The following is a 25375-nucleotide window of genomic DNA, read 5'->3' on the forward strand; positions in this document are numbered from 1 at the left end:
AGTTTGGATTGGGCGATCGAAAGTCTAAAATCTAAAATCGCATCTTAAGGCGCTCTACCAAAACTCAATGCTGCCAATGTGATTAAGCTGACCTTGCTACATCCACTCCAGTCCATACCCGTCCGCAGTTGGATCTTTGAAGACGAGCAGGTCGTCCGGATCGGGCGCTCGACTGAAAACCACGTCGTTCTTTTTAGCGCTGTGGTTTCTCGTCGCCACATCGAATTGCGGCGCAGCGGCATAACTTGGGAACTGATCAATTTAGGTACCAACGGCACTTACCTCGATGGTAAGCCGATCGCTAAGGTTCCCATTGTGGACGGTCTGATCGTTCACTTGGCTCGCTCAGGTCCGAAAATTCAAATTAACGTAGGCCCAAATCAGTCCTCAGTCCAGTTAGGACAAATTAGCGTCAAGCCCAGGGAGGCTAAGGAAATTCACGCTCCCTCGGGCGGCGTGCAAATTAGCACGATTCCTGTTCCCGACCAAAAAGAAGTTGGCACTTCTAGGGATGAGGAGGAGTTAACGGAGGCAGATCATACTCGCCATTATTCGGAAGAAGAATATTAAATCGGCTTCTTTGGACGATCGACATTTTTCAAAGGCGGCACTCAGGAGTTTATTTATGAGTACATCACCACAGATTGTTAGGCGCAGCGAACTGCTCAACCGTCGCACGATCGACCGCAGAACGGCGGAAGAGGTCGGCAGGGTAGATCGGGTTTGGCTCGATGCTCACTCCCAGCGGGCGATCGGCTTTACTTGCAAGTCGGGACTTTTGGGTAGCAAAAAAACTTGGTTCGCTTGGGCGCAAGTTGATACGGTGGGGGAAAATGTTTTTGTCACCATTAACCCGGAACTGCCGGAATTGCATCAGCCGGAACAAGCTGTTTGTCCGATCGGGCTTGAGGTACTCACGGACGCTGGAAATCAGGCAGGTGCAGTGGTTGACTACCTTTTTGATGTCCGCACGGGTTCAGTCACCCACTACCTATTTAAATCGAGCGGCTGGCGCGGTGTTTTAGACGACATTTACTTGTTACCTGTGGCAGCTATTTCGACCATCGGCAGCAAGCGTGCGATCGTCTCTGAAGCTGCTGTATCGGAGCCAGTGCAGTACGCTGAGGGACTGCACAAAAAAGTCGGTCTGGTAGCAGAGTTTTTACATGAAGATTTCGACAGAACTCTCAAAAATGTGGCAGGTGTGAAGCGGGGCGCTCAAAGTCTGGCGGAAAAATTCCAAGATAAAGCTCTCGAAGTCAGGGATGTAGCTCAAGAAAAAGTTGCAGAGTTGAAGCGGCAAAGGCAAGAATCTGTCACCCCGGAGCCGAACCCGGAGCCGCCTGAGTCAGATTTGAGCTGAAGTTTGGCCTTCCCGCTCGCCGTGCGACTAATTGCCGCTCACATTTTGGGGCCGCGCGCGCGAGGAAGGTCGATCGGTATTTTCCCTATCTGAGATTGATGCGTTGTCGCTCAAAATTCCACTGCTGCTCAAAGCATTGTATTTTAAAGGTATCGCATCAATAAGGAAAATGTTAGCAACTCAAAATGACCTATGCTGTTTGATACAATCAACAACTATTTTATCTAGAGACCCCAGGATTAATAATTGGTTAACTTCTTTCTTTATAAACAGCGAGTCGTTGAGCAGTGACTGTCGCCCGATCGAGAACTTGAATCAGCGGTGCAACCAGCACGGGTCTGAGTTAAATTCTCTGGTTCATCAGCGGGAAAAGGATTATTTAGTCGATCGAATTGAGCGACTCACCCCTGGGCACAATCGCGCCCTCACAGACCACATTAATCAAGCGGTTAAAACCGCTGTCCATCACTGGGAAGTTCACCCGATTAATAACATCGTGTTTGGTTGTTACCGAGGACAGCAAAAATTTGCGCCTGCGCCAAAAGCTAACCCTCAAAAGTTGCTTCAAATGCCTCAAGCAGCCAAAAGTTCGACTTTAAGGGCAGAGCGAGGGAATCATGGCCCACTGATGACGCTTTTAAAAATCAAAATTTTTGCAGTTTTCTCCCAAAAAATCTCTCTGGAAGTATCCCCGTTTCTGTCTGGCGGTGGAGTGTCAAAACATCAGTGATTACCTTAACTCTTTTACATCCTATCCAGTCTGTCCCGGTTCAAAGTTGGTGTTTTGAATCAGAACCGGTGGTTCGGATCGGTCGATCGAACGACAATGATGTAATTATTTACAGCGCTGTAGTTTCCCGCCACCACGTAGAACTGTGGAATCACGCCGATGGCTGGGAAATTATTAATTTTGGTGCTAACGGCACTTATGTAGATGATAGACCGATCGCTCAGGTGTCAGTTGTGGACGGGATGACAATTCGCTTGGGCAATTCCGGGCCAAAAATCCGGATTCGGGTGGGCGCAACGAATCAACCGGGCAAAATAATCAAGCCACCGCAGCGCGAACTCCGCCAACAGGACGAAGTTTCAAAAGACAGGTCAACAGCTTGGCCTGGGGGCGTGGGAATAATCGAAGACGATGAACATGGGGGGCTGACTCAAATCGATCTTGACTGACAGGCAGCTATCTATCTATCCCTGCTGGCTAGTTCCAACAAAGCGACCGATTCCCAATTCGAGCGTCTAACTAATATTGTGGTAAGTGGCATGATTTGTGCCTAAATATCCCTATACATTAATTAACAGCTTCTTTAGTAGGATTTCACCCTTCTAAAGATAAGATTGGGGGGATATCGATCGATATTAGCTCACTTTCGCTGTTTGCCCAGCGGCGGTAATCGGAGAGCAACTGGTGCATCAACCGCTGTTTGACGCTCAGCAGTACGCTCTTGAGCAAAGCATTCCCCGTTGCTTCTAAAATGGGTTTGGGCGTCAGCCAAAACGGCGGCGGTAATTCTACTTGCACTTCCAAATCCGCTTTTCCTTTCAAGGATGCTACCCCGCTGCTTTGGTGTACACAAAGCTTTCCTTTGAGATTGAGAGCAAAGCGATCGTTTATATAACCCACGCCGCGAATTTCGCAGGCGACGGACTCCAAATTGATTGTGCCATCCGACTGGGCCCACACCCTCATGTCTACTGTGGGTTGAAGGCTCAGCATCATAAATTGTAACGGTCGCATTTTCAGGCGGAAACAGTCATCGCTTAGCTGTTCTGTGCGACTTTGGTCAACGAGGGCGTTCACAAGTCGCCTCGGCTGGCGCAGATAATGTTGAATGGGAACCCGTTCCTCTGGTACGGCGATCTCAACGGATTGGGAAGCATTAAAGCGTATATACATGAGAAAATATCAAAATATAGGATTCCTAAGCATATCTTAATAAAGTATCACCTTTTTTAAGGTGACATAAGTCGCGTACTAAGTCGCGAACCCAGCAATGTCATCCGAGAAATCACTGATAAAAACTTTCGGGACATCGCTAATTTTTCATCATACTTCCTAGCTGATGAGAGTAAAGCAAACATTTGTAACCTAAAATTACCTCTAAATGAAAATTTCGTTAGCGAAGCCCTCGAAGAGGATCGCACATCTCGGCCCTGTTGGTACAAATGCAGAAACAGCGGCTCTAGCTTATGTCAATTGGTTGAGCCTGGAAACTAACTTGGAATGCACCCTGTGTCCTTATTCCACCATTTCCCAAGCGCTAGAGGCATCTGCCGTAGGGCAGGTTGACTATTCAGTGGTGCCCGTCGAAAATTCGATCGAAGGCAGTGTGACTGTCACCTTAGATACACTGTGGCGACTCGATCAACTCCGCATTCAACACGCCTTAGTTTTGCCAATTTCCCATGCCCTGGTGTCTAATGCCAAAAATTTTAACGAGATTCAAAAAGTTTACTCTCATCCGCAAGCGCTAGCTCAGTGTCAGGTATGGTTGGGGCAGTTTCTTCCCTCAGCTCAATTAATTCCGGCGAATTCTACCACGGAAGCATTGCAATATCTGGAAGATAGAGATGTAGCAGCCATATCTTCGCCAAGAGCTGCTGAACTTTACCATTTGCCAGTGTTAGCTCAACCCATTAATGATTATCCCGATAATTACACTCGATTTTGGGTACTCAGCAGGAGTGGGGGAGAAATCGCAAACGTAGAACCTGGGGAGCGCTCATCCATTAAATCCATTACACAATCTGCTTCTAAGTTGATCCTCGATGCTTCACCGTCTAATTGCACCCATACCTCACTAGCTTTTAGCGTACCTGCCAATATGCCCGGAGCACTGGTAAAACCTTTGCAAGTATTTGCCAGTCGGGGTATTAATTTAAGTCGGATTGAATCTAGACCGACTAAAAGATCGCTCGGAGAATATATTTTCTTTATGGACGTTGAGGCTAACGCCTGCCAAGCATTTGTTCGATCGGCACTCGAAGAATTAAAAAATCACACAGAAACTTTAAAAATCTTTGGTTGCTACAATGTACTGTCAGTAGTATAATTTTATTTTATGTAGTATACTTTTTAAGTCAAGCTTAGGAGGCTGGTGAGATGAATGCTGATGAACTTCTCAAGCGATACGCAGCCGGAGAAAGAAATTTTCATGAAACAAACTTGAAAGAGGCTTCTTTGCGAGAAGCTTTCCTAATTCATATTAATCTAGCCTGCGCGAATCTCAAAGAAATAAATTTTGCTTTGGCAAACTTAAGGGGGGCCAACTTAATAGCTGCCAAGCTCAAGAATGCTTGCCTGGTGATGACAAAACTCAATGGGGCCAACCTGAGCCGAGCCGATCTAAGTTTCGCACGATTAACAGGAGCGGACATGATTGAGGCAAACTTGGAAAACGCCAACTTGAGCGACACCAAAATGATTGGTGTTAATTTGAGCGGAGCATCCTTGTACGCCGCAAACCTGATGGAAGCGAATCTCCTAGATGCTTGCTTGGACAATACAAACCTCGAAAAAGCCAATCTAAGCGAGGCTAAACTGCGGGGAGCGAGCCTCAGGAAAGCCAACTTGAAAAACGCTTTTTTGTGTGAAAGTAACCTTGAGGGCGCAGATTTGAGAGAAGCTGATTTGAGCGGTGCTAATCTGAGCGGCGCATTTTTATGCGGTGCTAATCTTGAGGGAGCTAAGCTAGATGAGGCAATTTTAAGTGGGGCTATACATTTTTGCGTCAGACAAGTTTGAACTCACGCAACATATAATAACCGCAGACTCCGACAACTAAGGACTAAAAAATATACTATTGACTTGGCTGAAAGTGAAGTCTATTTGCTGCTGTACCTTAGCAAAATGAAGCTGCATCTTGAGGATCTCTTTCTTGGAATTAGCTTGAGCAATCTTACTTTCCAAAGCCAGCAAGTTGCGGTTGAGATTTTCTACTCGCACAGTTTGGTAGTCTAAGTCAATTTTTAGTTCTGCAGCCTGATCGAATTGAACCTGCTTGCGAACCACGGCGAGGCGAACTGAATTTTCATCCTGTGTCTGAAGAGCTAGCAAAGCTCGCTGCTGCCACTGGTTGGCTTGAGATTCAGCTTGATTGTACAGCCACTGAATCCGCAGTTGGGCGGAAATCGCACTGCCAACAGCCTGACGCAGTTCTTTGAGAGGTTCCTGAATTTCTAAGATTAATAGTTCCCAAAGATTCATCAGTTCGCTGGTAAATTCTTCCCGTTCTACAGAGGCTACCAGTGCTTCTAACAGCAACAAATTTGGTTGCATCTGCTGCGTAATTGTCTCAAATATTAACTGTGCTTCGGACATTTGCCGATCGTAATTTTTTTCTGAGACTGCACCGGATGAGTGCTTTAATATTTTTTCAGTGCTGTCTACCTTGCTGTCTACCTTAGCTTCTGAATCAGAACTTGAAGCTACAAAGGCCTGTAATTTTTCGCGGGCGATCGAATTCAGCCTTTGTCGAAGCAAATCGCAGGCCGCCCGCTGCACTGGCCCTGTTTCGCTTTGACAAATCTTGATGACTATTTTTAAGCCGGCATCGCCGTAATTCAATGTCTCTCTCAGGGCGGCAATTCGATGTTCGTTGACAGAACTAGACAGCCGATGTTTAACTCCTGCTAGTCCGCCGAGCACTACACCGCCCACAGGAGGTGGCAGTTGACCGCCTCTAACTGCATCGTATGGTTTCGGTTGGTCGTGATTGTCTAACACAAGCAGTAAATGCTAATTTATGGGACTTAAACAAGTTTTCGTGGTTAATAGAATTGAAACCCTTGCTAGGCAATAAAAATACGTCTAAGGGGGTTAAAATGACCTCAATTCTATACCTATCACAATTTAAATTATTTGAATCAAAATCTATCTGCCACAGGCTTTTAGCCCTTTGCTGGTAGTTTTTTGTCTAAGTACCGTTAAGTAAACTTTTAAGTTCTTCTATGCTATATGGGGGATTTTTTCTATGTATCATTGCATGACAGTTAGGACATACTGGACGTAAATCTTCACGGGGATTAACTTCATATTCTTTATTCATTTTAGATAAAGGTATTAAATGATGAACATGAATTAAACCTTTACCTTTTTCTCCAAAAACTTTCTCAAAATCAAATCCACAAATACAGCAATCTGTTCCATAAAGTTCAATACATTTTTTCCGAGCTTGAGGATTTCTTTCATAGCGATTGAGCCTTACTTGCCGGCTCGAACCTTCTTTAAAAGTTTGAGTTTCTTCTACTTCTGTCCCTTTAAATAAATTACTCGATGAGCCATTAGATGAGTCATCTAGTAGTTTACTCGGTAGTTCATTAGCTAAACCACTAAATAATGGTGACGCACTGGGTGGTTTACCGGGTAAATCACAGGCTGAACCTACCAGTGAACTATCTGGTGTACTACCGAGCAATTCATTACCATTACTCGATGAGCCATGAGATGAGTCATCTAGTAGTTTACTCGGTAGTTCATCAGGTAAACTACTAGACAATGGTGACTCACTGTGTGCAAGTTTTTTTGCACACTCTGGGCATCCGCTTGTCCCCCTTTCCCAGATAGCAGTGATATCATCAAGTTGCTTTGTCCAAGAGTATCCATCAAGAGGACATTTAAGCCATATAAGGATATTAGTTACAGTATAAATTTCTTCAGGCTTAAGATTTCCGTTTTTCCGATAGTCCCATAATTCTGTAACTCTCTCTGGGTAGAGGACATCTAAACTCTTTAAATAAAGGTTATTTTTAAACTTTTCTGCTTTCTCTTCTTGAGTGATGGCTTTTTCAGCAACTTTTTTCTGATCACGTTCTCTAACATAGTTGTGATATGCAGGACTCCGATCGAGAATATACATAACTTGTCGTTGGCTTATTTGATGCCTATCGCCTATCTCCTTATAGGTAAGCTCTTGTTTATAAAGGTCTAAACACTGCTCAAATAATGCAGGATTATTCTTTAAAATCTTCCTAACACTTTTTGTCAAATTTTCCCAATACTGATTAAATGCAGGATTATTCTTTAAAATCTTCTTAACTTGTTGTTTGCTTATTTGATAACGATCGGCTATATCCTGATAGGTATGCCCTTGTTTATAAAGGTCTAAAAACTGATAAGATTCAGAATTGCAATCTAAAGGCTGCATAACTCTGTCTTTCAAATCTTTGAAAGACTGATTAAATGCAGGATTATTTAAAATATCCCTAACTTTTTGTTCGCTTGTTCGACACCGCTCGGCTATATCCTGATAAGTATAACCTTGTTTATAAAGCTCGAAAAACTTATCAAATGCAGAATTAATATATAAAATTTTCCTAACTCGTTGTTCGCTTATTTGATGCCAATCAGCTATCTCCTGATAGGTAAGGCCTTGTTCACAAAGGTCTAAAACATTTTCTTTCAAATACAAATGAAATGCACGATTATTCACTAAAATATGTCTAACTTGTTCTTTGCTTAGTTGATACTGCTCCGCTATCTCATGATAGTTAAGCCCTTGTTTATACATATCTAAAAACTGACTAAATTCAGGATGATATACTAAAGTGTGCTTAACTTGTGGTTCGCTTATTTGATGCCGATCAGCTATCTCCTGATAAGTAAGTCCTTGTTTATAAAGGTCTAAAATACTTTCTCTCAAATTAATTTGAGATATGTTTTTTGTGTTTTCACTTGTTGAAGATATTTCTGTCTCATCTAACATTAAAACTCCCTCCATACATATATCTCAGTCTGCCAACTAGATGTTAATCAGCAACTTCGAGATTAATACTTGACATAACCCCAAAATAAGTAGTTGTGCAGAATTAATTACACAAAATCTCGCGTGAAAGCCATGTAAGCGTCAAGACTTTTTATGTAATTAATTTTGCGCCCTTACTTATAAGGAACCTATCCGAACCTGTTTGAAGTTGTAGATTAAACAGATTTATGTCTAATTCCGGCTTCAATGCAGTCAAACCGATCGTGCTTTTTCCTAGGCAAATTGGCTACTTGAGGGTATCTTTAAGTACAGTCCTCGCTGCCAAGTGATTGCGAGTAGAAGTCAAAATTTCGGTTTCGCGTTCCAATCTCGCAGCAGTATCTTGCAATTCTAAAAGAGTTTGCTGTTCTGTCGCTGCGCCGTAAAGGTAGCTGGCTACCCAGTAGGACAATTCTGTAGGCAAACTGGGAATGTCTTCGGGCAGGTCGATCGGCTGATCCATCAATTTGCTGGAGAGGCGAACTACATCTCTCAGCAGTTGTTCGACATCTTTTCCCAAAGGTCTGAGGTCTTTTTGCGGCGGTTCGTCTTCGATCCATTCTACTAGACCGACTAAATACGGTTTTTCCCGAACGGCGTCGAGCACTCGGAACCGCTGCTGGCCCAGAGTCATAATTTTCATGCGATCGTCGGGCAGGCGTTGGCAGTGAATCACTTCGGCGCAACAGCCAACGGCAGAGACTTTGTTTTGGTTGGGGTCCCACATGAGCACACCGAAACGCCGATCGCCCTCCAGAATCGTATTCATCATGATTCGATAGCGAAACTCGAAGATTTGCAGTGGGAGTGGCCTACCTGGAAATAGAACCACTTCCGGCAACGGAAATAAGGGGAGTTCGCGAACTGCTACAGAGGAAGAGGATGCCATTGTCGCTCAAAAGTGACGGTACTTGCGCTTATTTTTCTTACTTTAACTGATTAAAGGCAATTCCGGGGCAGGAGCGATCGGGCTTTTTCGGTGGCAACGGAAGCGACGGCGAGCTATATCCGGTGCTGGCAGCTTGACAAAGGCGTTATTTCGTCAAAATGTTAAATATACCTTTTTGCTAAACTAAGTGAGTCCGAAGGCGATGATAGCGACTGCTAAAGGAGCGTTTTTGTAGTGATCGCGCCTTAATTAAAAATAATTATTTAAGTTCGTGCCGCAGCAGAAATTTTTGCTAATTATTAACTAATAACTAATACCTAATAACTCATGAATAAGAAAATTTCAACAAAAAGAAGGAACAATTTCTTTAATCTTTGTTCCTTCTTTCCGAGTTTTCGATAACTCAATCTACAGCTTGACTTCGATATCTACGCCTGCTGGCAAGTCCAGTTTCATCAAAGCGTCGATTGTTTTGGCCGAAGGCTGGTGAATGTCGATAATGCGGCGGTGGGTGCGGGTTTCAAAGTGTTCGCGAGAATCTTTGTCTACGTGGGGCGATCGCAGCAAGCAGTAAATCCGCCGTTTTGTCGGTAGGGGAATCGGGCCGATCGCTGTGGCTGCTGTCCGATTTGCTGTATCTACAATCTTTTCGCAGGATGCGTCTAGAATTCGGCGATCGAAAGCTTTGAGGCGGATGCGAATTTTTTGCTGTTGAATTGTTGCCATTTTTGTTTCTTGAATTTTCGAGGTTCAGTTTATTTTTAGTCATTAGTCATTAGTCATTAGTCAGCAGTCATTTGTTATTTGTTATTTGTTATTTGTTATTTGTTATTTGTTATTGAACATTTAACCCATAACTACTAACAACTGGCGACTAACCTATAACTACTCACTACTCACTAAATAGCAGAAAAGCCTATTGACATTTGGTGGCTTTTCTGCTATTTAGGCTGTTATGCGAGTCCTACTTGAGGATTTTGGAAACAACGCCGGCGCCGACGGTGCGGCCGCCTTCGCGGATAGCGAAACGCATTCCTTGTTCGATCGCGATCGGGTGAATCAACTCAACAGTCATTTTGATCCGGTCACCGGGCATCACCATTTCTGCTTCACTACCGTCATCAGCGGTGAATTGTGCGATCGTGCCGGTCACGTCAGTGGTACGGACGTAGAATTGAGGGCGATAGCCAGAGAAAAAGGGCGTGTGCCGGCCGCCTTCTTCCTTCTTGAGGATGTAAACTTCAGATTCAAACTGAGTGTGAGGCATGATGCTTTTCGGCTTGGCAATCACCATTCCGCGTTCAATATCCGCCTTTAAAATCCCCCGCAGCAGTAGACCAACGTTGTCGCCGGCCAAACCTTCTTCCAGAGACTTGGTGAACATTTCCACACCAGTCACTGTAGTGCTGCGAGTGTCCTTAAGACCCACCAATTCGACTGTTTCGCCGACTTTGATAGTTCCACGTTCGATCCGACCAGTGGCGACAGTACCCCGACCAGTAATCGAGAATACGTCTTCAACTGCCATCAAGAAAGGCTTGTCAACTTCGCGTTCTGGGGTGGGGATGTAAGCATCTACTTCTTCCATCAGCTTGTAGATTTTGTCAACCCACTCATTTTCGCCCTTGACAGTCTTGGGATTAGCAAGCATCGCTTCGAGAGCTTTCAATCCCGAACCTGTGACGATGGGGATGTCATCGCCCGGAAAATCGTAAGAGCTCAAAAGTTCGCGAACTTCCAGTTCTACCAATTCCAACAGTTCAGCATCATCCACCATGTCTTCTTTGTTCAAGAAGACCACCAAGCTGGGAACGCCAACTTGCTTAGCTAGCAGGATGTGTTCGCGAGTTTGAGGCATGGGGCCGTCGGCTGCTGACACTACTAGAATGCCGCCGTCCATTTGAGCTGCACCGGTGATCATGTTTTTCACATAGTCAGCGTGTCCGGGGCAATCTACGTGGGCATAGTGCCGACCTGTGGTTTCGTATTCCACGTGAGCAGTATTAATCGTAATACCCCGTGCTTTTTCTTCTGGCGCAGCGTCGATGTCGGCGTAGTTCTTAGCCTTTGCTTGACCTAGTGCAGAGAGAGTCATCGTAATCGCGGCGGTCAAAGTTGTTTTGCCGTGGTCAACGTGACCGATCGTGCCGATGTTTACGTGGGGTTTATTCCGTTCAAATTTTGCGCGTGCCATTCTCGATTTGTTCCTTGTTTCTTTTAGCGATTTTAGATTTTAACATTTTAGATTTTAGACTTTGGATTCAATCCAAAATCCAAAATCTAAAATCTAAAATCATTAGTTCCCTTTGTTCTTAGCGATAATGGCTTCAGCCACGTTTCGCGGCACTTCTTCGTAATGGCTGAATTCCATTGTGAAGATGCCTCGACCTTGGGTTTTCGAGCGGATGTCTGTGGCGTAACCAAACATTTCTGCTAGTGGAACTTTTACAGAAACTTTGGCTATCCCCTGATCCGTCTCTTGACCTTCGATCTGACCCCGACGCGAGTTGAGGTCTCCGATGACGTTCCCGATGAAATCTTCGGGAACTTCAACCTCTACTTTCATCATAGGCTCTAGCAGCACTGGCGACGCCTTCATCACGGCTTCTTTGATCGCCATTGAACCGGCGATCTTAAATGCCATTTCTGAGGAGTCTACGTCGTGGAAAGACCCGTCTACCATAGTAGCTTTGAGGTCAATCACGGGATACCCTGCTACAATACCTGATTCGCACGCTTCTTTCATCCCTTGTTCTGCAGGGCCGATGTACTCTTTGGGTACAGTGCCACCAACAATTTTGGAGACAAATTCAAAGCCGCTTCCGACTTCGGTGGGTTCTAGTTCGATCACGACGTGACCGTACTGACCTTTACCGCCACTCTGGCGGATAAATTTACCTTCGGCGCGGACGGATTTGCGAATGGTTTCACGGTAGGCTACTTGTGGCTGACCCACGTTCGCTTCTACTTTGAATTCCCGCAGCATCCTGTCAACCAGGATTTCCAGGTGCAGTTCGCCCATACCGGCGATGACTGTCTGGTTGGTTTCTGGGTCAACGTTGACTCGGAAGGTAGGGTCTTCTTCCGAGAGCGACTGGAGGGCTTTGGAGAGCTTCTCCATGTCTTGTTTGGTTTTGGGTTCGACAGCCACCGAGATGACTGGCTCTGGAATAAACAGAGATTCCAGAATCACTGGCGCTCCTTCTTCGCAGAGGGTGTCGCCGGTGAAGGTGTCTTTCAAACCCAAGGCTGCTCCCAAGTCTCCTGCGCGCAGTTCCTCAACTTCTATCCGATCGTCCGCTTTGAGTACAATTAGGCGAGAAACCCGCTCTTTTTTGTCTTTGGTGGAGTTCAGGACGTAGGTTCCTTTTTTGAGGATACCGGAGTAGACGCGAACAAAGGTCAGGCGGCCGTAGGGGTCAGCCATGATTTTGAATGCCAGGGCTGACAGCGGGGCGTTGTCGTCGGCAAACCGCTCTGCTGTGTCGCCGTTGGGCAGGAGTCCTTGAATTGGAGGAACTTCCAAGGGCGAGGGCAGATAGTCGATGACTGCATCCAACAACAACTGAACGCCTTTGTTTTTGAATGCCGAACCGCACAACATTGGGACGATCGTACCTTCGACAGTGCCGTGACGCAGGGCCAAGCGGATTTCGTCTTCCGTTAACTCTTCGCCTTCGAGGTATTTCTCGGTGAGGGCGTCGTTGGTTTCTGCTACCGACTCGATCAGCTTGGTGCGGTATTCTAGGGCTTGATCCTTTACTTCATCAGGGATTTCTACTTCCTCGATGTCGGTTCCCGTGTCGTTGTTGTAGATATAGGCTTTCATGTGCACTAAGTCTACAATTCCCCGGAAGTTTTCTTCACTACCGATCGGGATTTGGATGGGTACGGCGTTCGCTCTCATTCGATCGCGAATTTGGCCGTAGACTTTGTAGAAGTTTGCGCCCATCCGATCCATTTTGTTGACGAACACGATCCGCGGTACTTTGTACCGATCGGCTTGTCGCCACACTGTTTCGGATTGCGGTTGCACTCCCCCTACCGAGCAGAACACTGCGATCACTCCGTCGAGCACTCGCATCGAGCGTTCGACTTCGATCGTGAAGTCTACGTGTCCGGGAGTGTCGATGATGTTGATTTTGTAATCTTTCCAACTGGTGGTGATAGCAGCGGCAGTAATCGTAATTCCCCGCTCCCGCTCTTGCTCCATCCAGTCAGTGACTGCTGTTCCCTCGTGCACTTCACCCATTTTGTGAACCATGCCTGAATAGAACAGAATTCTTTCAGTTGTTGTTGTTTTGCCCGCGTCTATGTGGGCTGCGATGCCGATGTTGCGAGTTTTTTCTAGCGGGACGGTACGTGCCACAGCTACCTCCTTAATCTTGTGTTGCTGTTATAATACTATTATACTACACAGTAACCCTATTTTGCACTCCCCAGTGACTTACAAAAGTCTTTGGAGCTTATTGTTACATTTTAATATTTTTTGCAAGATTTGTTTACAAAAATATTAAGGATGCGACATGGAGGATTCAGAGAGTGCATGAATTTTGAGTGCATGAATTTTGATTTTGAGAGTTTTGAGTTTGCTTCACGAATCGCAACTGCGCCAAGAGAAGCAATCTCAACACTCAAAACTTACACTTTTCAATTTGTCACCCGATGCTTTTATACCGCACGATCGCGCTCTTCTCCATGCCCGATGTTGCAGTTAGTAGCGGTAGTGAGCAAAAGCCTTGTTAGCTTCAGCCATGCGGTGAGTTTCTTCGCGCTTGCGAATAGCACTCCCTGTTTCGTTAGCTGCATCCATCAGTTCGTTGGCTAGCTTGGCTGCCATCGAGCGGCCGGTGCGGGCGCGGGCAAATCTGATCAGCCAGCGGAGGGCGAGGGTAGTACCGCGATCGGAACGCACTTCCATCGGCACTTGGTAGGTGGCGCCACCTACCCGGCGGGCTTTGACTTCGACCAGGGGTGTCGCGTTTTTGACTGCTTTTTCAAACAAGTCTAACGGTTCAGCCCCTGTGCGTTCTTGGATGGTTTTGAGGGCGTCGTAGACGATGCTGGAGGCAACGGATTTTTTGCCGTGCTGCATGATCCGTCTCACCATCATGCTTACCAACCGGCTGTTGTAGGTTGGATCTGGTGGAACTGGACGTTTTTGAATAACTGTGCGGCGAGACATAGTTCTATTTGGGATGTTTGATTTTGAATGATTGAGTTTGGGGTTTTGGGATCACATCTCGATTTATGACGATCGAGCGTGCAATTGCTCGGCGCGATCGGATTTATTTTTGCTTCCCAACCCCGACGATCGGGCGAGTTCCGTGTTATTTTTTCTCTTTAGGACGCTTGGCCCCGTATTTGGAACGACCCTGCTTGCGGTCTTTCACCCCAGCGGTGTCTAATGTACCCCGAATGATGTGGTATCTAACTCCGGGCAAATCTTTTACCCGACCGCCCCGGATCATTACTACCGAGTGTTCTTGCAAGTTGTGACCGATCCCAGGGATGTAGGCGGTGACTTCAAAACCAGAGGTCAGCCGTACCCGAGCCACCTTCCGCAGCGCCGAGTTGGGTTTTTTCGGGGTGGTCGTGTACACTCTGGTGCAAACTCCGCGGCGCTGGGGGCAACTCTTGAGAGCTGGCGATTTGGTTTTTTTCTGCGTTTGTTCCCGTGCTGAACGGATGAGTTGCTGAATAGTGGGCATGAGTTACGGCATTTCTAGCTTTTTGCTGAATATAGTGATTTGGCTGTATCCGCACTGAAAGTCCCTTCCCCTCTGGGGGGACGGGATGAATGAAAATAATTATGGGTAAGTGAGGATACCAGACTCTATATTGTACACGACGCGAGTTTCTTTGGCAAGAAATTTGCGCGACCCGCGCTCAAACTTCATTCCTTGCTGCAAGTTGGGAGGGGGCGAGCGCAACGGGCGAATGGTATGTGACATCCTATAATTTAGGCGCAACTCTGATGATTTTCACAGCCGTCAGCAAAATTTATGACGATCGCAATATCGCGCTTTTTCGATCGAATTACGATTATTAGGAGAGGCGCATTAACTCCAGGCTGCGATCGCATCACAGTCTATAGCGGATCAACATCACATAAAGTTATCTAAAATTGCCGGATAATAAGAAATATACATTGAGTTGACGGCAGATGACAACCAAAGCTTATATTCCTGAATATAAAATTTCCGAACTTTACTTGAACATTTGGAAATCCGGTAAGATCGATCGGGATCAGTTCCAGCAAATTCAATACGCAATTAATTCTCACAGTTTAAAAAGTTCAGAGGAGCGAAAAATTGTCAGCAGGCTGCTGTATGCAGTACGGCGGGGATGGGTGTCAGTGATGGACTGAGTTGCTTGGGAGTTTTGAGTCAGGGCGCGAGATTGCTTCGTGACTCCCCGGGCGTAGCTGCGTCAATGAGTTTTGAGATTACCACCCACCTGCCACCCACAGAGCACAACGCACACGGGGTGCATGAGTTGTGAGCTAAAATCTCCTCAAAATTAGAGGACTCCCCATATAGATGCACCGCTCTTAACTTAAAAGGAAATATTAAGGTAAAAGGACAGGGTATGTTTAATTCTACAGAACTGCTGATCGAGGCTTTCATCGAACAACTTCAGAACGGGTACAGCCGCACTTACGGAGGCTATAAATCAGACTATGCTGACATTATTGCCTGGGTGGGGGCAATGGCGTTAGAAAATATCGCCAACAGCGATGCTCTTTATCACAATGTAGAACACGCCATTTGCATTAGCTTAGTCGGTCAAGAAATCTTGCGGGGAAAACACATTCGCAAGGGCGGAGTTTCCTGCGAAGATTGGCTGCACTTCATCATTTCTTTGCTGTGCCAAGACATCGGATATGTCAAAGGAGTTTGCCGGCAAGACCAAGAATCAGAAGGATTGTATGCTACAGGAAAAGATGGCATGAGAATTGCACTTGCTCCCGGTGCAACAGCGGCTAGCTTAGCTCCTTACCGAGTTGACAGAGCTAAATTGTTCATTGACGAGCGCTTCGGCAACCACAAGCTAATTAATGCGGAGATAATTAAGCAGAACATAGAACAGACTCGTTTCTCGGTGCTTGACGGTAACACTGATGAGGATGCAGTTAATTACTCTAGTTTAGTGCGCGGTGCTGACTTGATAGGTCAGCTCAGCAACCCCCAATATTTGCAGAAAATTGGCGCGCTGTTTTACGAGTTGGAAGAAAGCGGTGCTACTAAACTTTTGGGCTATCGACATCCGGGCGATTTGCTGCAAAGCTACTCTAAGTTTTACTGGAGCGGCATTTATCCTCACATCAGTGAATCTCTAGGTTACTTGCAGTTGACGCAGGAAGGTAAACAGATTGTTGCTAGTTTGTACGCTAACATATTTCGGATGGAACACCAACGTGGCGATTCTGAGGTTGCTTGACGGAAGGCGAAGGGAAAGGCGACAATTGTTGAAGGCGTGACATTGCTTTTCTAATAATTCTTCGCTAACATTCCTTAGCCTTCCTTCCCATGCTATTAAGCAGAAGGAGTTTTGAATCCGTGAGATTGCTTTCCTAAGAATCACTTCGCTATCATTCCTTGCAACGCTATTGCCCTACCGGAGTTCAAGAGTGACCAATTACCAATGACCCATTACCACTTCCCCATTACCTAAGTGTATTTCATCCCAATCAACTAATTTCCTCATCAACTTCTGAATGATATCTGGGACACAACCAATTGCTCGGCACCAAAGAAGGCCATCCCTCCCGCAGCGCTTCCAAACAAACAGCTCGCACAGTTAATTGACAGTCAAGCAGTTCGACCCCAGCTTTTTCAACTTGCTTTTTGCCAATTCTTAAAATGGATTCATCGCTAAATTCAAAGGTTTTGTGACACTGAATGCAAACCAGATGGTGGTGGTTGTGCAATTCGGGAAAATTCAGTTCGTAATGTTTGTGCCCTTCTGCTAATTCTAATTCACGCAAAATTCCAATTCTTGCTAATAAATGCAGGGTTCGGTAGACAGTAGACAAGCCTATTCGTTCTCCTTTATTCTGTAAGGTCCTGTATAACTCTTCCGCACTTAAATGATTGCCTTGTGGCAGATTTTGAAAGACACTCAAAATAGTTTCTCGCTGGGGAGTCAGGCGGCAACCTCTCTGGTTTAGTTCGACTTTGAGTGAGTTAGCACTGTATAAATTCATGTCGCCAAAAATAAAAAACTTGGAACGAGGCTTCTAGTGGATTATCTGTTATTTATTCGCGCTCTTTTTTAGATTCTCCTAAAGTGTATTTCCCGTGATAATCCATCTAATTCTCGACTTCCCCTTTAGTTAAGGGTAATCTGCTAGCAATCTATCCCCCTTGGTAAAAGTGGTACTGAAAAAGTAGTTTTTGGTATTTATGGGTAATTTTTGTGAAGTTTCTAGCAATGTTGCCGATCAGCATTGGTAAAACAAATGTTAGGCTCAAAGCCAGTGCAACCGATCGCATCTTCAGTACAAGCAACGCACGGGCGCACTGTAAATGTGAGGCGGTAGTCGTTAGTAAAACAATCCCAATAACAAGGAATTGGATACAAGCGCTTGATTTGATGCACTCGTTCTGGCAATGTTACGGACAGACTCCACAAAAACAATCAAAGTGGCGATACATAAATTTTAGAAAAAGACAGTCATACGGTTATTGTCTCAAGGTTGACCGAAATCTGAACGGCGTTTGTAGGTAAAAAATAGGAATTGCACCATCGATGCTTTGGGTACCAACAAGAAGGTAGCGACACCCAGCAAAACTAGGCGGATGCCAAAGAATGTGGTCATTTTGTCTGCGTCTTCCCATGTTTAGCCAAAGAAAGAAGTTCTTGCTTCGAGGGTGGCTTGCCATTTGAGCGAGTGAAAGATGCCACCGAAGCCTAGAAAGGCTGAGCTGATTAGGTGAATCGCCCTAACGGCGAAATACCGATCAGTATCGGCAATTTTGCCTCCCGCACCCCCGCCCAAGCCGAGTCTGGCTAGGTTTGGCAACACGAGTAAGCCTTGTTCGTCCATGGGCAATTCTGGGTTAAAGCGAGAAACCTCTAATAGGGTATAGGCTCCCGCCCAGAAGACGATGAGGCCGGCGTGGGCGACGTGGCTACCGAGCAAACGGCCGGAAAAGTTGATTAAGCGGGCGTTGCCGACCCACCAGGGAAATAATTTTCCTTCGGCTGGGAAGGATTTTTTTGCCATGCTGGTCACGGCCATTTACCTCTTGAGAAAGATGTCAGGGGAGTTTTAAGCGATCGCAGGTTATTGATATAGATAATCAACAATTTTAGTAGTTTCGTCAAGGGGTATTTGAGAAAAATTTTCAATGATTTAAGCTCAGGTATGTAAATCAGTAGGAAAAAACCTCCCTATATCAGGATTATGACTGTTTTTGGCGCTTGAGCGGAGTTTGCCTTCTCGTTAGCAAAAATAGCAGCTAAAGGAATACCTCTAAATTTATTGATAAATAATATTATTAAAGAGTATTATGGCTAGAGTATTGTTTAAGTAGCTATCCAATCCTCTCGGAAAAGACAAGGTGGAAAAAGAAATCCGGTACTTTCCTATGGACAAGCTTCTCTAAAAGTACGGTTAGAGGGGGGTGCGGCATTGTTTTTTTCCGAATCAAGAGAGTTAATGCCTACTTGTTGACATATTCCTCTCAAACTCCAAACAACCAAGCCTGAGAGCATTTGCTCTCAGGCTTTTCTAGCGGGATTTTTAACTGCTTGTGGCATCTGGCGCGCTAGTTCAAGCAGAGGATTTGGTTTCTTCAGCTACTTGCTCGTTGTTGGGCAACTCCAGGCAATAACCAGCCCCGTATACGGTTTTGATGTACCGAGGATGGCGGGGATCGGGTTCCATCTTGGTTCTCAGGTGTCTGATGTGTACACGAATAGTTTCGATGTCGTCGTCGGGGTCGTAACCCCACACTTCTTTGAGAATTTCGCTGGGAGAGACTGTCTGACCGTGGCGCTGAAGCAAGCAGTGCAGCAACTCAAACTCTAGGTGGGTCAGTTTGACTGTGTGATCGTACCAAACAGCTTCAAACCTTTCGGGGACAAGGGTCAGCGGGCCGTAATTCAGGATTTCGGAGTGTTTGGCAGCTTGGGGGATGCGGTCTGTGCGCCTTAGTAGAGCTCGCACTCGGGCTAGCATCTCTTCTAGTTCAAATGGTTTGGTCAGGTAGTCGTCGGCGCCGGAGTTGAAGCCTTCTACTTTATCTTGAGTTTGACTTAAGGCTGTCAACATCAAGACGGGAATGTCTGAGGTGCGCTCGTCACGCCGCAAACGCTGACATACGGTGAATCCGTCTACTCTAGGCAGCATGAGGTCTAGCATGATCAGGTCGGGGAGCAGTTGTATGGCTAGTGCCTGACCTTTGATGCCGTCTTCTGCCTGGGTGACTTCGTAGCCAGCCATTTCTAGGTTGACGGCTACGAGTTCGGCGATCGCCGCGTCATCATCAATAACAAGTATCCGGGGCATCATTATTTATCTCACCGCTAACCGAATGGCAGATCCTACAGCCTTCTGGGGGTTCCAGGTAACTTTAACGAACAATTTTTTAATTTTAAGCTTCATTAAGGATTATAAGGTTGATTAAGAACTTTCGGGACTCTGTAAATATTCTTGTACTAATTATAAGCCCTAAGAGCGCTTATCAGAAAACTGTTGGGCAAAAATCTTGCTGGGGGCAGATTTTGGGTCGGCAACAGCCGCCTTAACTTTTGCAGGGTGCGCCTGGGGCTTCACAGGGTAGCCCTAACGGTAGTCCGCGTTTTGCATAACCCTGTTAACCGTTAACTGTAAATTTTTGAAGTTAGTTAATTTTGCTTATAAAATTTTTGATCAAATTGTTGCCTGTGGGGCTAATTTTTTTCTCGCCCTGCCATCCGCAAAACAACCGATAACAACCGCTTACATACCTACTGAGGGCGAGTTTGCGATCCTTCTGGCTGAGTATTTTTGTTGGGAACAGTCGCCTTAGAGCGTAGTTTTTGGAAATAAAGACTGCCGATGGTGGCTAAGAATATTGTGTAAGCGGCTGCTTGGACGAGATAAAGTCGATCTCTGTATCCAAATAGTGCTTTGAGAACGACTCCCGGGAATTCCCGATCGGGCAAAATTTCCGCTGCATTCCACACCATAGGCCCTAAAATACAAGAGTGGACTGGTGCGAGGCGATCGTAATAAACACAAATCGCTGCATACTTGCTATTCATCTGGGACAAAATCCCAGCGGCTTGGTCAAAATGTTTGAGTGCAGATACTGCCAAACCTGCCACGATTAACAGCAACAAAATGCCCATAAACTTGAAAAACAGGCGGATATCAATTTTGACACCCCACTTGAACAGTAGCGCGCCAATGATTGCCGCCCCAGTCAAACCGCCCAAAGCTCCCAAAGCGGGACTCAAACCTTGTTGAAACTGAGCGCTGACAAATATAACTGTTTCAAAACCTTCGCGCAGTACCGCAATAAAAATTAAACCAAATACGCCCCAGCCGGCATTGCTATTTTCTGTTAAAGCTGCTGTAACTGCTCCTTCAACTTCAGCTTTGAGAAAGCGCGCTTGCTGAGTCATCCAAATTAGCATCCAGCTTAGCATTGCGATCGCCACAAGGCCCAACACACCCTCTAATAGCTGTTTAATGACTGGTGCGTAAGGCTGCTCCGATGTGGATAGTGCTGCGAGCAATCCATTAAATAGAACACCTACAAAACCGCTAGCAGCAATGCCGGCTGCGACACCTGCATAAACCCAAGAATTGAGGTGACTTTGCTCGGCTTTTTTGAGGCAAGCTAGTACAATTCCGATGACTAAGGCGGCTTCTACGCCTTCGCGCAGGGTAATTACAAAAGTTGGTATAGCTTCACTAAAATTCATTTTTTATAATCATGGCATGGGCATGAGGCATCGGTCATTGGTCATTGGAAATAACCAATAACCAATAACCAATAGCCAATAACAACTAACTAATGATTAAATCAACTATAATCCCGCAGCATTTTTTTCAGTTCTACTTGGTGCAATTCTTCTTGTCCAATTAGATTACGGGCATATTCTTCCAAATAAACGCTGGAGTCTGTCACGACATCAAGTAAAGATTTATACTTTTTGAGGGCTTTTTTCTCGTGATTTAAACTTTCTTCTAACAAGTCTTTCACCGAGTGTTTGTAGGTTTCTTCGATGGGAGCAATTTTCTGACTGGGATGCCCCTCTAACCCGGTGAGAATTTCTCCTGCTTGTTGGGCGTGGAGTAGAGATTCCGTAGCTTGTGCTTTAAAAAACTGCACGATGGGAATCCGGTTTGGCCCTGTCACCATTAGTGAATAGTGGGTATAGCGCACGACACCTGCAAGTTCCCATTCCATGATGGTGCATAGCAGTTCCTGGGTTTTTTTCTCGTCAAGTTCTTTCATTTGTTGTTTTAGAGGTAGAATGCCTTAGAGGGCGCTGTTTATAATATCACATTTAAGTTAAAAATGAAAAGTAAGGTGCTGATGGCACGCCTTACCGGAGAGATGTTGTATGTGAGTTAGGGGTTAACTTTTAAGGTTCCCGTATGAGCAAACACTACAGTAAACTTAGCGACTGGTGCTGCACTGTTACTGCTGCTAGTTTCGGAAGATTTCAGCAGATTTGGCAAAGCACTTTCTTGGGTGTAATCCTTGGCTGGTTGATTGAGAGGCTGGAAATTGTCGATCGCCCCATCTTGACTTGTACTGACTGGATAGACTAGATTTTGATTGAACGTAGGGCTAGTTTGCCAACTCTGATTTATGCGATCGTAGACTTTCAGAGCTAACTCATCTAGTTTTACGCCAGCCGTAATTTCTGCTGTCTGATTTGTGCCATCCACCGCCTGAACTTGCTGCTGGCCTGCTGATACAGGTACAGCTTGGAAAGTCTTATCTGTAGGGCTACTCGCCATAGCCGTTTCAGTAGAGGTATTAGTGAAAGGTACAACGTCTGGAGACTTTTCAGGCAAATTTTTGGGGTTGTCAACAGCTAAACTAGAATTATTTGCAGCCGGAAGCGCACTCTTACTCGCAATAGCTGGTTAGGGCACCCCCTAAGCAACAGCATTAGCGGGATTTTGCCCCTCGATTGTCAAAGACTTGAGATGAAAACCGCGAAACTTTTCTTTTTGGCTAACGCGCCGGAGCATCTCAATGAAAGCAGCCAAGCTAAAAATTGGAGTTTTGAGGCTCTCTTGCTGCGAGGCAGGAGGGAAGAGTCAGAAGGAAGGAGCCAGAAGAAGTGTTTTTACAAATATGAGATGCTCCCTAACGCGCCACATTACGATGGGAAAAGTCAATCGATTTTAGATTTTAGATTTTAGATTTTAGATTAAAGCATTGACCCCACGGATAAATTCGGGGGGCAAGTTTCATCGGATACAGGTTTTTTATTTCTGGACGGATGAATCCGGGGCTTCTATCCTGGATGCTTTCGGTCAAAAATTTAATGTAAGCTATTCTCAAGAGTGGGAATAAAACCAATTAGGGATTTTCAGTTTTTTCTTGATATTTTTTTTAAATTCTTGCTTGAGCTTGATGGTAAATACATTTTGCAGTTGAATCTGTAAACAAACATTGATAATTCTTATCAAAAAGCTTGAATGTGCGGGTGGTCGGTTATCCGAATAATTCTTCAGGATTATTTAATGTAAAATTTCTCATCCTCGAAATTCTGCCCATGAGGCGCTAATCTATATCCAATAAGCGATCGCCCGCCACCAATCCCCCGATCGCTCGATCGCATTAATGCCCCCAGAGGGGGTTTTAAATTTTTGTAAAAAATAGTTGACTAAAGAGTTGCAAGTTCTCTCGTTTGGATACATCAATGCACATACCTGATGGTTTTCTTTCACCGCCAGTAGCCATTGCCACCGGCATAGCAAGCGCAGCAGCAATCGCAGTTGCCCTGAATCGAACCCGCGCCAGTCTGGGACTCCGACAAGCCCCAATCATGGGCTTAACCACAGCTTTCGTGTTTGCAGCCCAGATGATCAACTTTCCCGTCGCCGGCGGTACCAGCGGCCACTTATTAGGAGGGGCGCTCGCATCCGTCGTTTTGGGGAACCCTTGGGCGGCAACTTTAGCGATGAGCACAGTTTTTATAATTCAAAGCGTCTTGTTTGCCGACGGGGGCATCACCGCCTTGGGAGCCAATATTTTTAACATGGGGCTAGTTGGCATTTGGGTGGGCTGGTGGCTGTTGCAGCCATTGCAGCAACTTTTGGGAGGTTCCAGAAACCGTTTGCCACTAGCTGCGGGGATTGCAGCCGCCCTCAGCGTCGTGGCTGCTTCGATTAGTGTGGCGATCCAATTGGCAATTTCTGGTACTGTAGGGCTCAATATCGCATTGCCAGCAATGGTAGGCGTACATATTTTAATTGGAATTGGCGAAGGGATAATTACAGGCGGCGTTTTAACTTATCTCGTCAAAGTGCGGCCGGATTTACTGCCGGGAGAACAGCCGCAATTGCAGAAATGGGTAGTGCCAGTAATCGGAGTTTTATTAATTTCGGGGGTGCTTTCGCTGTTTGCTTCAAGTTGGCCTGACGGGTTAGAAGCGGTAGCCGAAAAATACGGCTTTAAAGATAAAGAAGCTGTGGCGATCGAAAATCCCACTCCTTTAGCAGATTACACAGTTAAAGGATTAGAAGAACAGCCGATTGGTACTAGCATTGCTGGACTTTTAGGGTCTGCATTCAGCTTCGGCGCGGCTTTTGGGATTGCTCAGTTGGTGGTAAAACCTAAAGATGTCTAAACTCTCCATACCTTTTCGATTGCGAGTGTCTCTCACAATTGTGATTGGCATGGGTTTTCTGAAGACAGGCGCTTGGCTGTGGCTGGGAATTTATGGGGCGATCGCACTTTTTTGGTCGTTTTGGCTCAGGGCTCCGGTGCGAACCCTAGCGCAACTGTTGGGAGCAGAATTGCTTTTTCTCTCCTTATTAGTCCTGCCGCAAGGTTGGGAACGCGCTAGTTTTCTGTTGCTGCGTTCCCTAATTTGCCTGCTAATTATGAACAGTTTTCTGCTAACTTTGCCACCCCACAGTTTCGGAATCGCCCTCAAAGGATTACCCCTACCAGCAGCTTTGCAAGAGATTGTACTTTTAACAGGACAATACTTAGAAATCCTGCTGGCCGAAGTCAACCGCATGAAAATATCAGCCCAACTCCGGGGCTTGTCCGGTACCGGAGGATGGCTGCGTTACGCCAGTGCTTCCATGATCGGAGCGCTTTATTTGCGAAGTCTCGATCGGGCAGAAAGAGTACACGCAGCCATGCTAATTCGCGGCTATAAAGGAGCTTTACCTGCTGACTCAAAATCAACACCAAAAGAGCGACTTTGGCTGACAGTAGCAATGTTAATAGCAGCCGGATTAACAATAGCTTCTTATGGTAAGTGGTAATTTGGAAGGGGCAATTGGTAATTGGTAATTGATTAATTCATGCCTCTACCTTTTGCCTTATCCCTTCCCCTCTCTGCGCCCTCTGTGCTCTCTGCGGTTAAATACTCTTAATCCTAAAATCGAGGCAAATAAAAATTGACTCAACTCAAATCCGTGCCAACAATAGAAGTAGAAAATTTAGTATTCGGATATCCCGATCAAAAGCCAATATTGCGGGGAATTTCTTTTACTTTGCAACCGGGAGAAAGAGTTGCTCTACTCGGCCTTACAGGTGCTGGTAAAAGCACTTTGCTCGAAAACTTGATCGGATTAAAAATGCCTCAAGCGGGCGAGATTAGAGTGCAGGGAAAAAAGTTGGAAGAGGCGACGTTATCCCAGGCGCGCAGGCAGATTGGATTTTGCTTTCAAGATGCTAACGACCAGCTATTTATGCCGACTATTTTAGAGGATGTCATGTTCGGCCCCCGCAATTACGGAGTGCCGCCGGGAGTGGCGCGCGATCGAGCTTTAGCCCTATTAGACGAATTTGGTTTAGTAGAATTTGCCAACCGTTCGGCCCACGAACTTTCGGGAGGCCAAAGAAGATTAGCAGCCTTGGCAGCAATTTTAGCATTAGAGCCGGCAATTTTAATCTTAGACGAGCCGACCAACGGACTCGATCCCTCGTGGCGGCGTCACTTGGCTAAGGTTTTGTCCCAATTGCCGATAGAGGTAATTTTGATCGCTTCTCATAATTTGAATTGGATCGGTAAAACGACTCAAAGGGCTTTAGTTTTAGCGGATGGTGAGATTAAAATTGACAGAAAAACCCAAGATTTGCTGGCAGACACATCTACTCTAGAATATTACAATTTGCCGCCAGATTGGTAATTAACTATTGGTCAGTAGTCATTACATAAAGCAGTGATAAC

At 45.7% G+C, this 25375-nt stretch carries 29 protein-coding genes; 12 read left to right on the forward strand and 17 right to left on the reverse strand.

Going from position 1 to position 25375, the window contains the following annotated elements; genetic code table 11:
- Window positions 1-78: 78 nt before the first annotated feature.
- The 4 genes from NDI35_RS04690 to NDI35_RS04705 all read left to right on the forward strand — a co-directional run bounded on the left by NDI35_RS04690 (window position 79) and on the right by NDI35_RS04705 (window position 2542).
- Window positions 79-570, forward strand: coding sequence for an FHA domain-containing protein (locus NDI35_RS04690; protein WP_445311701.1), 492 nt, complete (start codon window positions 79-81; stop codon window positions 568-570).
- A gap of 55 nt (window positions 571-625) precedes the next feature.
- Entirely contained in the window at window positions 626-1363 is a 738-nt protein-coding gene (locus NDI35_RS04695; RefSeq protein WP_445311702.1) for a PRC-barrel domain-containing protein, read from the forward strand.
- Between the two features lie 280 nt (window positions 1364-1643).
- On the forward strand, window positions 1644-2093 hold the full coding sequence (locus NDI35_RS04700; RefSeq protein ID WP_445311703.1) for a hypothetical protein: 450 nt from the start codon (window positions 1644-1646) through the stop codon (window positions 2091-2093).
- Window positions 2090-2542, forward strand: coding sequence for an FHA domain-containing protein (locus NDI35_RS04705; RefSeq protein ID WP_445311704.1), 453 nt, complete (start codon window positions 2090-2092; stop codon window positions 2540-2542). Before NDI35_RS04700 ends, NDI35_RS04705 begins: the two co-directional genes overlap by 4 nt.
- A gap of 145 nt (window positions 2543-2687) precedes the next feature.
- Here the strand turns inward: NDI35_RS04705 and NDI35_RS04710 are convergent, their stop codons facing one another.
- A complete protein-coding gene (locus NDI35_RS04710; RefSeq protein WP_445311705.1) occupies window positions 2688-3266 on the reverse strand; it encodes a DUF1997 domain-containing protein in 579 nt (192 codons plus the stop codon).
- 208 nt (window positions 3267-3474) lie between these two features.
- Between NDI35_RS04710 and pheA the strand changes: the two genes are divergently transcribed.
- Both pheA and NDI35_RS04720 read left to right on the forward strand, forming a co-directional pair.
- Window positions 3475-4422, forward strand: a complete 948-nt coding sequence (gene pheA, locus NDI35_RS04715; protein WP_445311706.1) for a prephenate dehydratase — start codon at window positions 3475-3477, stop codon at window positions 4420-4422.
- 50 nt (window positions 4423-4472) lie between these two features.
- Window positions 4473-5114, forward strand: coding sequence for a pentapeptide repeat-containing protein (locus NDI35_RS04720; protein WP_445311707.1), 642 nt, complete (start codon window positions 4473-4475; stop codon window positions 5112-5114).
- Between the two features lie 36 nt (window positions 5115-5150).
- Here NDI35_RS04720 and NDI35_RS04725 read toward each other — a convergent pair whose 3' ends face one another.
- From NDI35_RS04725 to rpsL, 8 genes are all read right to left on the reverse strand, one after another.
- Window positions 5151-6095: a PspA/IM30 family protein gene (locus NDI35_RS04725; RefSeq protein ID WP_445311708.1), complete on the reverse strand. Its 945-nt coding sequence runs from the start codon at window positions 6093-6095 to the stop codon at window positions 5151-5153.
- A gap of 190 nt (window positions 6096-6285) precedes the next feature.
- Complete coding sequence (locus NDI35_RS04730; RefSeq protein ID WP_445311709.1) at window positions 6286-8073, reverse strand: helix-turn-helix domain-containing protein; 1788 nt, start codon at window positions 8071-8073, stop codon at window positions 6286-6288.
- 286 nt (window positions 8074-8359) lie between these two features.
- Window positions 8360-9001 (reverse strand): LON peptidase substrate-binding domain-containing protein, encoded by a 642-nt coding sequence (locus NDI35_RS04735; protein WP_006632192.1) that lies wholly within the window; start codon window positions 8999-9001, stop codon window positions 8360-8362.
- Window positions 9002-9409: 408 nt separating this feature from the next.
- Complete coding sequence (gene rpsJ, locus NDI35_RS04740) at window positions 9410-9727, reverse strand: 30S ribosomal protein S10 (protein ID WP_006632193.1); 318 nt, start codon at window positions 9725-9727, stop codon at window positions 9410-9412.
- 238 nt (window positions 9728-9965) lie between these two features.
- Window positions 9966-11195 carry an elongation factor Tu gene (gene tuf, locus NDI35_RS04745; protein ID WP_190660866.1) on the reverse strand — a complete coding sequence of 410 codons (1230 nt, stop codon included), beginning with the start codon at window positions 11193-11195 and terminating at the stop codon, window positions 9966-9968.
- Between the two features lie 102 nt (window positions 11196-11297).
- Window positions 11298-13370 (reverse strand): elongation factor G, encoded by a 2073-nt coding sequence (gene fusA, locus NDI35_RS04750; RefSeq protein WP_445311710.1) that lies wholly within the window; start codon window positions 13368-13370, stop codon window positions 11298-11300.
- A 345-nt stretch (window positions 13371-13715) separates the two neighbouring features.
- Window positions 13716-14186, reverse strand: coding sequence for a 30S ribosomal protein S7 (gene rpsG, locus NDI35_RS04755; RefSeq protein WP_006632196.1), 471 nt, complete (start codon window positions 14184-14186; stop codon window positions 13716-13718).
- A gap of 145 nt (window positions 14187-14331) precedes the next feature.
- A complete protein-coding gene (gene rpsL, locus NDI35_RS04760) occupies window positions 14332-14712 on the reverse strand; it encodes a 30S ribosomal protein S12 (protein ID WP_006632197.1) in 381 nt (126 codons plus the stop codon).
- 455 nt (window positions 14713-15167) lie between these two features.
- Here rpsL and NDI35_RS04765 point away from each other — a divergent pair, with 455 nt between their 5' ends.
- Together NDI35_RS04765 and NDI35_RS04770 are read left to right on the forward strand one after the other, a co-directional pair.
- Window positions 15168-15371 (forward strand): hypothetical protein, encoded by a 204-nt coding sequence (locus tag NDI35_RS04765; RefSeq protein WP_445311711.1) that lies wholly within the window; start codon window positions 15168-15170, stop codon window positions 15369-15371.
- Window positions 15372-15592: 221 nt separating this feature from the next.
- Complete coding sequence (locus tag NDI35_RS04770; protein WP_445311712.1) at window positions 15593-16444, forward strand: Npun_R2479 family HD domain-containing metalloprotein; 852 nt, start codon at window positions 15593-15595, stop codon at window positions 16442-16444.
- A gap of 250 nt (window positions 16445-16694) precedes the next feature.
- Here the strand turns inward: NDI35_RS04770 and NDI35_RS04775 are convergent, their stop codons facing one another.
- The 7 genes from NDI35_RS04775 to NDI35_RS04805 form a co-directional block, all read right to left on the reverse strand.
- Window positions 16695-17210 carry a Fur family transcriptional regulator gene (locus NDI35_RS04775; protein WP_333175001.1) on the reverse strand — a complete coding sequence of 172 codons (516 nt, stop codon included), beginning with the start codon at window positions 17208-17210 and terminating at the stop codon, window positions 16695-16697.
- A gap of 486 nt (window positions 17211-17696) precedes the next feature.
- Window positions 17697-17825: a hypothetical protein gene (locus NDI35_RS04780; protein ID WP_445311713.1), complete on the reverse strand. Its 129-nt coding sequence runs from the start codon at window positions 17823-17825 to the stop codon at window positions 17697-17699.
- 21 nt (window positions 17826-17846) lie between these two features.
- Entirely contained in the window at window positions 17847-18233 is a 387-nt protein-coding gene (locus NDI35_RS04785; protein WP_445311887.1) for a hypothetical protein, read from the reverse strand.
- 549 nt (window positions 18234-18782) lie between these two features.
- Window positions 18783-19520 carry a two component system response regulator RpaA gene (gene rpaA, locus NDI35_RS04790; protein ID WP_333237403.1) on the reverse strand — a complete coding sequence of 246 codons (738 nt, stop codon included), beginning with the start codon at window positions 19518-19520 and terminating at the stop codon, window positions 18783-18785.
- Between the two features lie 440 nt (window positions 19521-19960).
- Window positions 19961-20923 carry an FTR1 family iron permease gene (locus NDI35_RS04795; RefSeq protein ID WP_445311714.1) on the reverse strand — a complete coding sequence of 321 codons (963 nt, stop codon included), beginning with the start codon at window positions 20921-20923 and terminating at the stop codon, window positions 19961-19963.
- A 101-nt stretch (window positions 20924-21024) separates the two neighbouring features.
- Window positions 21025-21459, reverse strand: coding sequence for a ferritin-like domain-containing protein (locus NDI35_RS04800; RefSeq protein ID WP_333102835.1), 435 nt, complete (start codon window positions 21457-21459; stop codon window positions 21025-21027).
- Window positions 21460-21575: 116 nt separating this feature from the next.
- Window positions 21576-22028 (reverse strand): hypothetical protein, encoded by a 453-nt coding sequence (locus NDI35_RS04805; RefSeq protein ID WP_445311715.1) that lies wholly within the window; start codon window positions 22026-22028, stop codon window positions 21576-21578.
- A gap of 135 nt (window positions 22029-22163) precedes the next feature.
- On the opposite strand from NDI35_RS04805, the gene NDI35_RS04810 reads away from it, so the two are divergent.
- Window positions 22164-22382, forward strand: coding sequence for a hypothetical protein (locus NDI35_RS04810; protein ID WP_445311716.1), 219 nt, complete (start codon window positions 22164-22166; stop codon window positions 22380-22382).
- A 369-nt stretch (window positions 22383-22751) separates the two neighbouring features.
- On the opposite strand, the gene NDI35_RS04815 is transcribed toward NDI35_RS04810, so the two are convergent.
- Window positions 22752-22883 carry a hypothetical protein gene (locus tag NDI35_RS04815; protein ID WP_333367076.1) on the reverse strand — a complete coding sequence of 44 codons (132 nt, stop codon included), beginning with the start codon at window positions 22881-22883 and terminating at the stop codon, window positions 22752-22754.
- A gap of 2 nt (window positions 22884-22885) precedes the next feature.
- Between NDI35_RS04815 and NDI35_RS04820 the strand changes: the two genes are divergently transcribed.
- From NDI35_RS04820 to NDI35_RS04830, 3 genes are all read left to right on the forward strand, one after another.
- Window positions 22886-23815, forward strand: a complete 930-nt coding sequence (locus tag NDI35_RS04820; RefSeq protein ID WP_445311717.1) for an energy-coupling factor ABC transporter permease — start codon at window positions 22886-22888, stop codon at window positions 23813-23815.
- Window positions 23808-24464 (forward strand): energy-coupling factor transporter transmembrane component T family protein, encoded by a 657-nt coding sequence (locus NDI35_RS04825; RefSeq protein ID WP_445311718.1) that lies wholly within the window; start codon window positions 23808-23810, stop codon window positions 24462-24464. Before NDI35_RS04820 ends, NDI35_RS04825 begins: the two co-directional genes overlap by 8 nt.
- Before the next feature lie 135 nt (window positions 24465-24599).
- Window positions 24600-25334, forward strand: a complete 735-nt coding sequence (locus NDI35_RS04830; protein ID WP_445311719.1) for an energy-coupling factor ABC transporter ATP-binding protein — start codon at window positions 24600-24602, stop codon at window positions 25332-25334.
- The last annotated feature ends 41 nt before the right edge of the window (window positions 25335-25375 follow it).

The organism is Microcoleus vaginatus FACHB-2002, from assembly GCF_040004035.1.
Lineage (GTDB): Bacteria > Cyanobacteriota > Cyanobacteriia > Cyanobacteriales > Microcoleaceae > Microcoleus > Microcoleus vaginatus_C.